Below are 14,601 nucleotides of genomic sequence, written 5' to 3' on the forward strand. Positions count from 1 at the left end.
ATCGAATCAAAAATTGAATTTACACATTCAATAGTATCTTTATAAACTTGATAATGTAGTATTATAAATGTATTCATGTAGTTGTGTTATAATATAATTCGTTGCTTTTAATCGATTGTGAATACTATTAACTATTTATGACTTTACTTAAATGAATATTAAATTAGATATACCACTTTAGTACATCCAATTTTAACTTCTAAAATCGTAAGTCCCTATAAATTTTCAAGAATTATAGGATATTACAGAATAGATGATAGTTGAGTATTAGAGAAAAGCTAATTCTAAAAACCATTCTATATTGAAAAGAAATTTCTGCATCTATTCTTTTTTATCTATATCTGCGATATGTACTTATCATTATAAGTACAAATAACCTTCGCATGAGATAGAATCATTATACATTTTTCTATGAATTATTTTTTAATAATCTCCTTCATAGCATCGTATATCTTGCCAACTGTAAACTTCGCAACAGGCATGATGTTTTTCGGAAAATAAGAAAATGAATAAAATAGGTATAAAAAGTAATACTTAATAAAGCTCCAAAATCCAATATGATTAGGATATTCAAATAAGGTTTTATAAATGATGGATTTATAAGTGTTTCTTGGAAAATTGTGATTAATATTATAAAGCCAAGGAATCATGTTAAAATCGTTTTTCAACATCTCAACAGTTACCTTTGAGGATATACCTCCAGCATTTTTTCGGTAAACACACATTGTATCTGCTAAAAAAGATATAGGACCTTTAGAAGCTATAAGAAAGTTTAAAGCTCTGTCACCTGAAAATATATTTGAAGGAAATTTATTTTCTTTCGTAATACATGAGCGAAACATTAAGGAGGCTGTATGAAATTTCCTATGAAATAAAATATCCTTTAAATGTAAGGTAGGTGCAACATTTTTAAAAAACACTTTCTCGGTCAACTCTATCTCGTTGATTCGTATTGCCTGATGTCCGCAACCTGAGTATTCCTCGTTCTCTTCTAAAAAATCAACCTGCTTTTGCAGCTTGTTTGGATCTGTCCAATAGTCATCCCCTTCGCAAAGGGCTATGTATTTACCCCTAGCACGTTTTATATTGTCTACCAAGGGCCTAACACCTTTCACATATTGATTCTCATCGTATGCTAATAGATTTATCTTATCCGGATGTTTAGTTGCATAATCTTTACAGATTTCTGCAGTACCATCTGTAGAGGCATCATCTCTCAGTAAAATTTCAAAGGTAAAATCTGTCTCTTGCATTAGAAAACTATCTAAAGCCTCCTGTATATAACCGACATGATTATAGGTTTGGCAACAAATGCTTACCATTACTTGTTTGTGATTCATCTCTTTCTTATAAAATAAGCTTATCCCTATTGGACAAAATGAAATACGCAGTTCAAAGAGCAGGTTTAGGCACTACAAGTTGCAACATTACACCTGCTCTAAATAATATGAGTATCAGATTGACATTATTTATTGACAAAAGCTAGTATCTCATTAACCGTGTTAATTCTGTCTATATCTTCTTCTTCGATCTTAATCCCATAGTGCTCTTCAATACCCAAAAAAAGAGTTAGCTTATCAAGGGAGTCAACCCCTTGATCTGTCATGGGGATGTCATTTTTAAAAGTTTTGAAATCAACATGTCCAGTTAATTCTTTCTTAAGTAATTCAATAATGTTTTCTTCTGTTAGTTTCATCTTATTATCGTTTTTAAACTTTATAATCTCTTCAACAATGCACTTGACCAGGACAGGCCAACTCCAAATCCTGAAATCAAACAGGTATTTATACTTGTGTCTTCTAACATGTCAGCCAAAATAAAGGGAATAGATGATGAAACAGTATTACCATAGGCATTGATTTTGAACGGCACTTTCTCCTCAGCAATTCTAAGGCGCTTTCGTAAAGTATCAACTATATACTTGCTCCCTTGGTGAAAGACAAAGCGATCGACACTATCGGTACTGTGATTACATTGTTCTAGCAGCTTCTTTACGTCTTTAGGCACGATCTTAGCTGCAAAATTAAAGATGGCGTGACCACTCATAAATAACTGTCCGTTACGGCATATCAATCCTTCGTACCCCTTACCGGATGTGCCAAAAGTAAAACGCTCACTGGTAAAAATCGGGGTATCGGAAATCAAGGTTGCCGTGGCTCCATCCCCAAAAAGCAATGAGGTATTTTTATCCTCTGTATCCAGTACTTTTGAATACGGATCGGCAGTGATCAGTACACCTTTCTTCATGCCATTTTGTGTCATAAATGCAGTGATAACAGACAAACCATAGACAAAGCCGGAACAGCCTAGTGACACATCGAAGCTTGCGCAACTCTCTGGTAGGTCAAGCTTACCATGTATCATTGCAGAAGTATGTGGTATGTTATGGTCCGGATTTTGTGTGACCACCACCAGGCATTCGAGTTCCTCAGATGCAAAGCCCGCTTTTTCTTGTAAATTGCGATAGGCTTTTACTCCCAAGTCAGAACTATCCTCATCATCGCTTTTACGTGTAACGGATTCTACGCCAATTTTATTTTGAATAAAGAAGTCATCCATCTCAAACTTCTCTTTTAAATCGTAATTAGACACTGTGTCAATTGGCAAGTAAGTGCCTATGTTTTGTATTCCCAGCATAACTTTAAACTAATGAAAAATAAATATAACCGACTGGCTTATTATCGATCGAGATTTCACTCTTTGTTAACTTATTATTTAGGTTCTTTTGTAACTGTATCGTTACATCTTTCGCCATGTAATCACAAATACCTTCTAAGGTAGCGTACTCAAACTTGGTCACAATCCATTTGCCATCGCTGTGCATGTCTTGCATGTAGCATTTGTTCATGGATACGACCAGCTCGCTAAAAGTATAACCTTGGGTATTGTAGTTAAGCTTAATAGTATCGCCATTAATCTTTGAATTTCTGAATACATAGTCCTCAGAATAATCAGTTCTTTTGTCAATCTTTACGTCAGTATCTACCACGTAGGCCTTGTGTAATACATCATCGACATAATAAGTTATGAGAGAACTGTATTTTTCGATCCCCTCTTCTGGGTCTAATATTAGTGCTGCATTGTTTCTAATCCAATCATGTGCACTGTACTTTATGTTTTTTACCGACTCTTGCTTTAATTCTAATGCATCAACAACCGCATCAAAAATATCTGGTCCTTGCACATAGTTTCTCTTGCCTTTAAACGAGAAATTTAATTTAATTTTCTTCATTTCTTTGCTTTTAGAAAGTTTAACATATTACGTTTGTGACTATAGGCAAAGTGGCCCGACACATCTGCATTATCTACAACGTTATTTATTACCACACTCCCTAAACGCACTTTGGCATTGTTGCCTATTGTAAGACCATCGCTAATGGTAGATGAAGGACCTATCCACACAGAATTACCAATGTTAACATTGCCGGCAATCTGGCAAGATCCTGCTATCATAACATTTGCACCTATTTGGCTACCATGGCCTATAACGCAACGGTTACTAATCTTTGTATTAGCACCAACATGGGTAAAGAAGGCATGGTAGGGCTTTTGGATAATAGCTCCGGTAAGGATGTGGCTATTTTTTTCAATTTTAACACCACCGGCAGTTTCCAAAAAGAAAACGTGGCCATCAACAGTGGTATTTTGCATGCCGCCAGAGCCTATTATGACATAGTCGTCTATCACACAATGGTCGCCTATTATCGTATTATCTTTAATAATGGTACCGGCACCAATTTTTACATTTTTACCTATTTGCACCTTGGGTGATACAATAGCCGTGGAGTGAATCTCGGCTGTTTCGTCGATATAAGCTGTCGTGACTAATTGGAGCTTCTCTATCCTGACTAAACGGTTGTGCAGCTCATAATAGCACTTCTGTGGATCCTCACTCACAATCAATCCCATATCTTCGGCTACAAGGTCAATAAGATCTTCCTTGGTAATCACAGCAGATACCTGAGCATTTTTATTGAGTTTCTCGATAGCTAATGCATCTGTAGCATAAGCTATGGACTGTTTCGTTGGGTAATGTGGTGAATAAGTGGAGCTTATTTCGCCATCCCTTACAAGCTGTTCGTTGTCCAATACTTCACTTAGTCTCATTTAGTTATTTTATTATTTTGCAAAGATACAACAATGACTTAATTCTTGAAGATAACATCTTTAATCAATCGAACATTGCCGACATTAAAGCCCCATGCTATTCCTCCATAAAAAAGCAAGCCAGAGAAAGTACCAATGGTTAATTGCCAAAGCATTGAGCTAGTCATTCCTATTGTCAAATAAACTAAAGTTCCCATCATCAGGCTTAACAACAAGACGGGACCAATATCCCTCATCTGCTGCCAAAAGCCATAATTAATTATTCGTTGAGTATAGTACGTGTTAATTGACAATCCTAACAAGGATGTTGCCACCTGGCCAATAAGCATAGCCTTTATACCTATTGGTATAGTAATTACTAACATAATAGTTGTAATCACTTTTTTAATCACCTCTACTCTCAAGAAAAGATCCGATCGTCCTTTGACATTAATCACGTTTAGATTAATGGCATGGATAGGGTACCACATCATGGCAAAACACATAATTTGTAGCATCCACACTGTTTCAGTCCACTTTGCCGTCAAAATCGTAATCACTAAAGGTTTGGCCAAAGCAGCCAGCCCCATCATTAAGGGAAAAACGACCAAAGCTGCCAGACGAATAATCTTACGGTAGCCTTCGCGTAGGCGAATATCATCGTTTTGCACCACACTCAGCACCGGAAAGGTTACGCGTTGTATTATGGTAGTGATATTAGACGATGGAAACTCTGAGAACTGTTTGGCGCGCGTAAAAAAGCCAAGTGATTGAGCCGAAAATACCTTCCCTATCACAATCGTAAAGATATTTTTAAAAACCGTATCAAGTAAACCAGAGATTAATAGTTTAGACCCAAAAGAGAATAAACCCTTAAAACGCAGGAACGAAAAGCCATGCCGAGGCATCCATTTGGAGATAGACCACAGTATAATCAGGTCTAAGGTCCTCCGAAGTATATTTTGGACCACTAGAGCCCACACACCAAATCCCGCATAAGCTAAGTATATGGCCACACCACCAGAAATAGTAATCGCACTTACCGCTGCTTTTGTTTGCGATTTAAAATCAATATTAATGGTAAACTTGGCTCTTTGTACTATCGCTAAAGAGTTAACGATTAAGGTCAAACCAACAACTCGTGTTAGTTGAACCAATTGAGGTTCGTCATAAAAATCCGCTATAAACGGTGCAAATAAGAAAAGTAGGGCGTAGAATAAAAAGCCAACAGCACCACTAAAATAGAAACTGGTGGAATAATCTAATTCATCACAATCTTTTTTTTGCACTAAAGCGGTAGAAAAACCACTGTCGATAAAAGTTTCCGAAATAGCTATGAATATAGCCAGCATCCCAATAAGTCCATAATCAGACGGCGCAAGTAGGCGTGCAAGAATAAGGCCAAGTACGAACTGTACTCCTTGCGAAGAAAAGCGCTGTATCGCACTCCACACCACACCTTTGACAGCTCTCTGTTTTAACATTGAACTCAATGGACTATTATTTAATTATATTGCATATTCTTTCGATTTCAACTTCTTCTAAAGTTGGATAAATCGGCAAACAGATCACCTGCTCTGCAATTTCCGTTGCATTGGGAAGGTTATGAGATTTTGCAGAATCATACCCTCTATACATCGGAAACTCACTAATTAGTGGGTAAAAATACCTTCGCCCGTATATATTATGCTTCTTTAACTTTTCATAAAGATCATCCCTTGTACTACCATAAGCATCACCATTCACAAAAATTGGAAAATAGGCATAATTGCCAACTGTCTGTACTTGTTCTGTTAACAGTCGAATTCCCGTAATTCCATTTAACAGTTTTTGATAAGTATCAGCCACACGTTTTCTTTCAGCAATATTGCGGTCATGATTCTTCAACTGTAATAAGCCATAAGCGGCTTGTAACTCATTCATCTTTGAGTTAATCCCAAGAGCCACAACCTTTGTTTCTCCGGCAAAACCAAAATTTTTCAGATAATCAATGCGCTTTTTGGTCGTTAAATCGTGACTAATAATAGCCCCTCCCTCAATGGTATTAAACACTTTGGTAGCATGGAAACTTAGTATCGACAAATCTCCATAATTCAGGATACTGGTATCCTTGTAATTCACACCAAAGGCATGCGCAGCATCGTATATGGTTTTTAAACCATAGGTATCAGATATTTCCTGAATGCGTTCAACAGCACAAGGATTACCGTATACGTGTACAGGCAATATTGCCGAAGTTTTGGGCGTGATTGCCTGCTCTATCTTTTCGGCATCTATATTACAAAATTCCTTTTCAATGTCAACAAACACAGGTGTTAGTTGATTCCATAATAGGCAATGCGATGTTGCTACAAAGGAATACGGAGTTGTTATCACCTCTCCTGTTATCCTCAAAACCTGCAACGCTGTTAATAAAGCAAGCGTACCGTTCGCAAATAGTGAAACATAGGGAACATTAAGGTGTTTAGCCAATTCCTCTTCTAGCTTTTGATGAAAGGGGCCATTATTTGTCAATATCTTGTTATTCCAAATCTCCTCTATATATGGAATAAAATCCTCGAGATCAGGCAATGCCGGCTGTGTTACAAATACTTTTTTGTTATCCATATAAAATTATAAGAATCTTTAGTTTTGTTCCAAATTATCCAAAAAAACTACACAAAATTCTTGTTTAGAAAGACATCCTAGAACATTTTCTAGTTGGTCGTTAGTAAGTCCAAGTTCTTCTTGTTTTAAAACTATTGGCTTGCTGCCTTTAGCTCTTAGTTCTTGACTTTTAATCTCTAGCTCACTCTCTGTCTTGACCTTAAAAACCTCCCCTTTAATTTTAAAATCATCCTTAAGTACAGCCTGAGTTTCACTAATCATCCCGACTGCAACTGTATTATGGCTTATTGGATCGATAAATATAAAAGCACCTGAGCTTTTTATGTCTTGGTATTTATCTACCAATAGTGGCCGTACTGTCTCTATTTCAACCGATGCGATGGCATTCAAATCAAGGCTGTCAACCGTACTTGTCTCCAAAGTATTAACATCAACTTTGTGGCGAATAGATGTTATGATCGCCTTAGTGGTATTGTTGGCATGTTTCAGATAAAACTGTGTCCTTTTATTGAGAGGTTTCTCATCCATCCAGACCAACATTGCATTAATTTTTTGTGTTACTACGGGCTGATTCTCTTGATGTACAATCATATCACCACGTGAGATATCTATTTCATCAGCCAGGGTTATCGTTACCGACTGGGGTGGAAATGCTTTATCCACTTCGCCATCATAAGTATGAATTCCCGTTACGATAGAGCTTTTACCTGATGGCAACGCTACTATGATATCACCTTTCTTAACAATCCCAGAGCTTACTTTACCACAAAAGCCACGAAAATCGAGATTTGGTCTATTGACATACTGAACAGGATAACGCAAGGTATCAAAGTTACGATCCTTTGATATCTCAACCTCTTCAAGGAAAGCAAGTAAGGATACTCCTTTATACCATGGTGTATTTTTTGATCGATCTACAACATTATCTCCTTTTAAGGCAGACAGTGGGAAGGTATAAAAATTCTCAACATTTAAATCGCTGGCAAATGCAGCATAGTCTTGGCAAATATCCAAATAACGCTCTTCGCTATAATTTACCAAGTCCATTTTATTAACGGCCAAAACTACATGCTTTATCCCAAGCAACGATGCAATATAGGTATGTCGTTTGGTTTGTGTGATAATTCCAGTACGCGCATCTACTAAAATTATAGCGAGGTTAGCGGTAGATCCACCCGTTATCATATTACGAGTGTACTGCTCGTGCCCTGGGGTATCCGCAATAATGAACTTTCGTTTATTGGTGGAGAAATAGCGATAAGCCACATCAATTGTTATACCTTGCTCTCTCTCAGCTTTTAGACCATCGAGTAGCAATGCATAATCAATCTCTTCACCTGCATTACCAACGCGCTTACTATCACGCTCTAAGGCATCGAGCTGATCTTCGTAGAGTTTTTTACTATCGAATAATAAGCGACCTATCAATGTCGACTTTCCATCATCAACTGATCCTGCAGTTAATAGACGGAGTAAGTCTTTTTTCTCATCTTGAGCGAGAAATTCTTTTATATTTAATGTTGCTTCGTTTAGCATTATTATTAATATTTAACTCACTAATTATCAGGAAATCGCTTTAACAAATCTCCTATAGTCTATTCTATTATAGTGAGTTCGTGAATCTCTTAAAAATACCCTTCTCGTTTCTTTTGCTCCATGCTCCCATCTTGGTCGAAATCAATGACACGTGTTGTACGTTCTGAAACCGTTACTGTCATCATCTCCTCAACAATATCCTCTACGGATGTAGCATTAGATTCTACCGCGCCTGTTAAAGGATAACACCCTAAAGTACGGAAGCGTACCATGCGTTTCTCTGCTTTGTCGGCCAATTCTTTTGGCATACGTTGATCGTCCACAAGAATTAAATTACCATCTACGTCAATAACTGATCGCTCTTTAGCATAGTAAAGTGGAACAATAGGTATATTTTCTAGGCGAATGTACTGCCAAACATCCAATTCTGTCCAATTGGAAATTGGAAATACGCGGATTGATTCCCCCTTGTGTACTTTTGTATTGTAGATATCCCATAATTCGGGGCGTTGATTTTTAGGATCCCACTGGTGATTCTTATCACGAAAAGAAAATATACGCTCTTTTGCACGCGATTTCTCCTCATCTCGACGCGCACCTCCAAAAGCTGCATCAAAGCCATACTTATTAAGTCCTTCTAAAAGTGCCTGTGTCTTCATCACATCAGTATGCACTTTACTTCCATGAGTAAAGGGGCCGATACCCGATTTATAGCCTTCTTCATTGTGGTGCACAATAAGATCCCAATTCTTCTCTTGTGCATATTGATCCCGGAATTCAATCATCTCCTTAAATTTCCATTTCGAATCAATATGCATCAATGGGAATGGTACTTTTCCTGGAGCAAATGCTTTTTCTGCCAGGCGCACCATAACCGATGAATCTTTACCAATGGAATAAAGCATCACTGGATTTTCAAATTCGGCGGCCACCTCGCGAATAATATGAATAGCTTCTGCTTCGAGCTCTTTTAAATGAGAGATATTATAGTCTATTTGTTCGTTCATATTGATTGTTATTGACTTTTAGTGTTGATCAAATACCTTCCAGTGGTTTATATTAAGTCTATACTTGTAATTCCTCAAGCTACTATATTTAAACCTTATCATTATCTGTATTGATTGCAACATCCAATGTCACTATAATTCATCTAATCGTTTAACACCCTTCCAATTGTATATAATTTAAACCCTATTTCATCCAATAAAGTCATATTTATGACGCTCCTACCATCAAACACAAAAGCAGGCTTCTTCATGCCTTGATAAACTTTTCCCCAATCATAAGTCTTAAATTCATCCCATTCAGTTAAAATTGCAACGGCATGCGAACCATCCATAGCCTCGTATGGATCATTAACTATTTGCACCAATCGTTTATTTTCTTCTTCCGAACGTGTGTTTAAATAATCGAGATCTGCATAAACCTGTTCTTCCTTTACCTTAGGGTCATAAACGACTATCTCGGCCTGCTCGTTTAACAAATAGTCAGCCACATAAATTGCTGCTGATTCTCTTGTGTCATTTGTATCTTTTTTAAATGACCAGCCAAGCATCGTTATTTTTTTGCCTGTGACAGTATTAAACAATGTTTTTACAATCTTTTCTGCAAAACGTCTCTTTTGGTAATCGTTTAACCTAATAACTTGTTCCCAGTAATCAGCCACATCTTGTAAACCATAGGAACGAGCAATATACACAAGGTTCAAAATGTCTTTTTGAAAACAAGAACCTCCAAAACCAACAGAAGCTTTTAAAAATTTTTTACCGATACGGCTATCTGCTCCAATCGCATTGGCTATTTCATCTACATTAGCACCCGTTTTCTCACATAGTGCTGAAATAGCATTAATAGATGATACTCGTTGTGCTAGGAAAGCATTAGCAGTTAACTTGGAAAGTTCAGATGACCAAACATTCGTGGTTAGTATCCTTTCTTTTGGTAACCAATGAGCATAAATATCAACTAAGCATTGAATTGCTTTAATCCCATCTTTATCCTGATCACCTCCAATTAAGACACGATCAGCATTATGCAAGTCATCAATAGCCGTTCCTTCGGCTAAAAACTCCGGATTGGATAAAACTTTAAACTGAACATCTTTGCCTTCGGCATCTAAAATAGTTTTGATTGACTCAGCTGTACGAACTGGTAAAGTTGATTTCTCAACCACGATCTTATCTGAAGAAGCTACTTTGGCAATACTTCGGGCACATAACTCTACATATTTCAGATCGGCTGCCATACCTTTACCAACTCCATAGGTCTTAGTAGGTGTATTCACCGAAATAAACACCATTTGTGCTTCGTCAATCGACTTCTCCACCTCTGTGGAGAAGAACAGGTTACGACCACGCGCTTTCTGAACCACTTCTTTTAGACCAGGCTCATAAATTGGCAGCTTATCCAGATCTTCATCATTCCAATCGGCTATGCGTTGTGCATTAATATCAACAACAGTTACTTTTATTTCAGGGCACTTTTGTGCAATCACGGCCATGGTTGGCCCTCCAACATATCCGGCACCGATGCAGCAGATGTTTGTAATTTTTTCAGGAATGTTCATTATATCATAACTTAAGATACTAGCTTAAAAATTCTTCTTTATATGTGACCATGCCAACTTTCCAAATACAATGCCAAGACCTAAAAAGCCCCCCAAAAATACACTTACAATCAGTATTATTTTCTTCTTAGGCGCACTCTTCTTTATAGGCACTTTAGCAGGCTCTAATATGGTGAAAGCAGGTGTTTGCTCATTTACTGCTATTTTAGCCTGCTCTAATTGTTGAGCCAAACCCTTAAAAACACTTGAAGACATATCGTATTCATCACTTAAACGCTGAAACTCCAGGTTAACCCGCTCCGACACCATATTGCGATGCTGATCTTTGTAGCTGTAAAATGTCCGCTGTGCTTTTTCGTATTCTATTTTCTTATCATCAAACTGCCGCTGTATAAATTCTAAATGTTCACGGGCCTGTTTCGTTTTATATTTGATAATGTAACCCTGTAACAGTTCCACTGCTTTTTGTACCACCTGGGCAACTAATACCGCCTCACCTAATTCCGCTGATACATTGATTAGTCCTGTTTTTTTATCCACTTCAATCAGCACAACTTCTTCAACAGCTCCCATGGCCATTAATTCTTCTTCAGAAAGGTTTAAAACACCATAATCAGGCACCTCCTCCTCTCCCAAGTCTGAATTGGATAATGCATTTTTTATTGTCCAGGGTAAACGAATAGTGTATTTAACTACTTTACCGCCTAAAGACTCAATCGTATCAGCCACAGCATATTCATACAGAGAAATTGGTTCTGCATAATCTTCGAAGTGAAACTTCTGATGGACCATTTCCTTTTTGAATGGGTATGAATTCACTACCTGCGGATAGATTTCAGCAGGAATACCTGATGACTGTCCTATCATACTCCCCAGGTTAATACCCGCCATTCCTGCTAAGGCACTCAGGTTACCCATGCCTCCTTTTTTTTCCTCAGATGGAATCAATGTACAGTATGCCTCATACTTAGCCGGACTGGTAAAAGCAATGATTAAACCAATAAAAACAGCTACTCCAATAGAATAATAAATTGTTTTACGACCATTCCAGATAGTTTTGACGAGAGCGATGAGGTCTATTTCGTCATCTTTGATTATTTGCAGGTTAACCTTTGTATTTTCTATATTCATTTAATGAACTGTTATATTTTCTTCAGATGAATGTTTTTGTTTAGCCCTAACGGCACGAAGGTCACGAAAAAAAGACTTAGTGTTCTTAGTGACTTTGTGGTTCTATATTAATCCTGTTTGATATTTTCCAGATTTCCCTCTTTCTTATTTTAGTCATCGTTTATAACTAATTGCTAATAGCTCTCAGCGTTTAATATTTCTTAAACGTCTTTATTTCATTCTATCTGCAATCGTTACAATCGTTAATGACAGTGACGCTAAAGCACTGGCCATGGCTATCCAGGCTGTTGCAGGTAATGGTTCTTTTTGTGGTTTCTCAGGAACGACCACCTCAGAACCTGGCATTACTTTCGGGTAGCTTCTAAAAAATAAAAAGCTTTTAGTTGATGCAGCAGCTCCATTCGGATAAATCACATAAGACTTTCCTTTTTTCGCTCTAAGACTGAAACCTCCACCAGAACGCACATAATGTTTCAAACTTTTGCCTTCAATATAAGAGGCTGATAATGGATTCAAAACACCCCCTGTCACTTTCACAGTTTGTAGTTCTCTCGGAATAACCAACTCATCACCATCTTGTAAGAAAATATCATCTTTCTTTCCCGGATGCTTTAATATCTTCTCTAAGTCAATACTGACAACATCAAAACCCAAATCATCAAAAACCAATGATGTATCTGAAGCTACTAATTGCTCACGTAAGCGCTTTACCTTTTGTGACACTTCTACCTTACGGGTTAACATGGCTCCTTTGGCATAGGCGTTAGGCGATAAGCCACCAGCGCGCTGGATAATGGTTGAAACGCGCTCTTTTTTTGAGGTCAGACTAAACTGACCGGCGTAGTTCACTTCACCCCTTACATTCACCACTGACTTGTCTTCATATCCTGGTGACTGTCGCACAAATACCTGATCGTATGGACTCAGAATGAATTTAGCATCTTCGCCATTCATTTTTAAGTTGCGCGATATGGTAAATTGATAAACATGTGCAATCTTGTCACCTGCCTTTTGAGCCTCCTCGTAAGATAAACGACGGGATATTTCAATAAATGCCTCTGATGCCGACTCTTTAAAACCACCTGATTTAAAGACTAAATCAGATAAGGTCATATCTTCATTGTAATCAAACTCACCAGGATATTGCACTTCGCCATAAATCTCTACTGTACGAATCTCTCGTAAATCATCTATGGAGGAGATTGTTACCATATCCTCGCGCTTTAACTCGATATCTTTTTCTCCTCGCAGTACTTCTCCCACATTAAACGTGATATTCTGCAATGTCAGGTCATCCATCAATCGAGTCACCAAGCCCCGGTTAAGGAATACATCTTCGCGCACACCATCGGCATTATCAATCAATTGTTTTAAAGTCAATCCTTCTGTTAATTCATAATTACCCGGGCGATACACGGCTCCTTCAATACTCACTTTGTTTTCGAAACGTTCTAATACACTGCCTGCAAAAACACTGTCTCCACTCTGAACTAAAATCTTATCGAAACTATCGGCTAACACATCTTTAAAAGCACGTTGACGCGAGGTGGTGCGGTAGAGTTCGATGCGATGCGTATAGGCATTTTCTGTAAAGCCTCCGGCATACTCCACTAAATCACTAACCTTCTCTTCTCCTTTGGCTTCGAAAATACCATTGCGTTTAAATTCACCACCTACCTTTACACGTTTTTCATAAGTAGGTACCAAAATCACATCACCATCACTTAATGGCACATTGATATCGCTTTTCCCTCTGATTAAGAATTCATATACATCTAACGTTGCTTCCAGCTCACCATTTCGTATGACTTGTATATTACGAAACGACCCCTCTTTATTAGGTCCTCCTGATAAGTATAAGGCATTAAAAGCAGTGGCTGTCCCGGGCAGTGTATATGTTCCTGGTAAAAATACTTCACCAATCACATTCACCTTAATGGATTTCACCGTCCCCACATTAATACTGGCAAACGTTCTCGGGTTGGATGATTTAAGATCACTATAAATAGACGTTAACTTGCTAAAGATGCGTTTTTGAGCGGCTTCTTGCGATAAACCACCCACCTGAACTGGTCCTACATTAGGAATGTTAATTGAGCCATTTTTATCAATCGGCAGGTTGTAACTCTGTTGAGAAACACCCCAAACATCAATCAATATCTCATCGCCAGGCCCTAATACATACGACGGAGGCACTGGTAAGTTGATATTTGGTTCGAAGGTCAGGTTTTCATTGTTGAAAAATGAGAAGCCAAAAATACGTTGATCCACTACCGCTGAATCGACTGGCATTTTAATGGATTCAGTCATACCAAATGTATCAGTCATGCCTGTACCACTTGTTTGTTGATTAGCAGCTGTTCCTCCAGTTAGCTTTATTTCATTAATGCGCTGTTGCATCTTTGCTATTTGCTCACGACTCATTCCTCGCGCCTGGGCTAATGCAATCACTTGCTGCTCTGATAAACCACGTTTCTCCATTTCCTGAATCATACGCATTATCTGAGCATCACTTAAGTCGTCTACATTAACTGACTTAACATCTACAGAATTCGGATCGATGCTTTGTGCCTGTACGTTCAAGGCACTCAGTGCAATCACTAAAAAGAATAATAAACAACCTAATCTCATTCGTGTTAGTTTTTGAACATTTGGGTGTTCACTTGTTAATTTTA

The 14,601-nt window shown here is 37.8% G+C and carries 12 protein-coding genes; all 12 read right to left on the bottom strand.

The window, feature by feature from the left end; translation table 11 throughout:
* Positions 1-416: 416 nt before the first annotated feature.
* Positions 417-1,340, bottom strand: a complete 924-nt coding sequence (locus J1N10_RS16245) for a glycosyltransferase family 2 protein (protein WP_262327786.1) — start codon at positions 1,338-1,340, stop codon at positions 417-419.
* Between the two features lie 125 nt (positions 1,341-1,465).
* On the bottom strand, positions 1,466-1,696 hold the full coding sequence (locus J1N10_RS16250) for an acyl carrier protein (RefSeq protein WP_262327787.1): 231 nt from the start codon (positions 1,694-1,696) through the stop codon (positions 1,466-1,468).
* 20 nt (positions 1,697-1,716) lie between these two features.
* Positions 1,717-2,637, bottom strand: coding sequence for a ketoacyl-ACP synthase III (locus J1N10_RS16255; protein WP_262327788.1), 921 nt, complete (start codon positions 2,635-2,637; stop codon positions 1,717-1,719).
* 4 nt (positions 2,638-2,641) lie between these two features.
* The gene (locus tag J1N10_RS16260) at positions 2,642-3,232 is read right to left on the bottom strand and encodes a hypothetical protein (protein WP_262327789.1); all 591 of its coding nucleotides are present in this window, start codon (positions 3,230-3,232) and stop codon (positions 2,642-2,644) included.
* Positions 3,229-4,107 (bottom strand): LbetaH domain-containing protein, encoded by an 879-nt coding sequence (locus J1N10_RS16265; protein WP_262327790.1) that lies wholly within the window; start codon positions 4,105-4,107, stop codon positions 3,229-3,231. The genes J1N10_RS16260 and J1N10_RS16265 overlap by 4 nt, the downstream gene beginning before the upstream one ends.
* A 38-nt stretch (positions 4,108-4,145) precedes the next feature.
* Positions 4,146-5,570 carry a lipopolysaccharide biosynthesis protein gene (locus J1N10_RS16270; RefSeq protein ID WP_262327791.1) on the bottom strand — a complete coding sequence of 475 codons (1,425 nt, stop codon included), beginning with the start codon at positions 5,568-5,570 and terminating at the stop codon, positions 4,146-4,148.
* Between the two features lie 16 nt (positions 5,571-5,586).
* Positions 5,587-6,693, bottom strand: a complete 1,107-nt coding sequence (locus tag J1N10_RS16275) for a DegT/DnrJ/EryC1/StrS family aminotransferase (protein ID WP_262327792.1) — start codon at positions 6,691-6,693, stop codon at positions 5,587-5,589.
* 18 nt (positions 6,694-6,711) lie between these two features.
* Positions 6,712-8,229, bottom strand: coding sequence for a sulfate adenylyltransferase subunit CysN (gene cysN, locus J1N10_RS16280; protein WP_262327793.1), 1,518 nt, complete (start codon positions 8,227-8,229; stop codon positions 6,712-6,714).
* Between the two features lie 89 nt (positions 8,230-8,318).
* A complete protein-coding gene (gene cysD / locus J1N10_RS16285) occupies positions 8,319-9,236 on the bottom strand; it encodes a sulfate adenylyltransferase subunit CysD (RefSeq protein ID WP_262327794.1) in 918 nt (305 codons plus the stop codon).
* 143 nt (positions 9,237-9,379) lie between these two features.
* Positions 9,380-10,795 carry a nucleotide sugar dehydrogenase gene (locus J1N10_RS16290; RefSeq protein ID WP_262327795.1) on the bottom strand — a complete coding sequence of 472 codons (1,416 nt, stop codon included), beginning with the start codon at positions 10,793-10,795 and terminating at the stop codon, positions 9,380-9,382.
* 24 nt (positions 10,796-10,819) lie between these two features.
* Complete coding sequence (locus J1N10_RS16295; protein ID WP_262327796.1) at positions 10,820-11,926, bottom strand: Wzz/FepE/Etk N-terminal domain-containing protein; 1,107 nt, start codon at positions 11,924-11,926, stop codon at positions 10,820-10,822.
* A 210-nt stretch (positions 11,927-12,136) separates the two neighbouring features.
* Positions 12,137-14,557, bottom strand: coding sequence for an SLBB domain-containing protein (locus J1N10_RS16300; RefSeq protein WP_262327797.1), 2,421 nt, complete (start codon positions 14,555-14,557; stop codon positions 12,137-12,139).
* Between the last annotated feature and the right edge of the window lie 44 nt (positions 14,558-14,601).

The organism is Carboxylicivirga litoralis (assembly GCF_025499605.1).
Taxonomy (GTDB): Bacteria; Bacteroidota; Bacteroidia; order Bacteroidales; family Marinilabiliaceae; genus Carboxylicivirga; species Carboxylicivirga litoralis.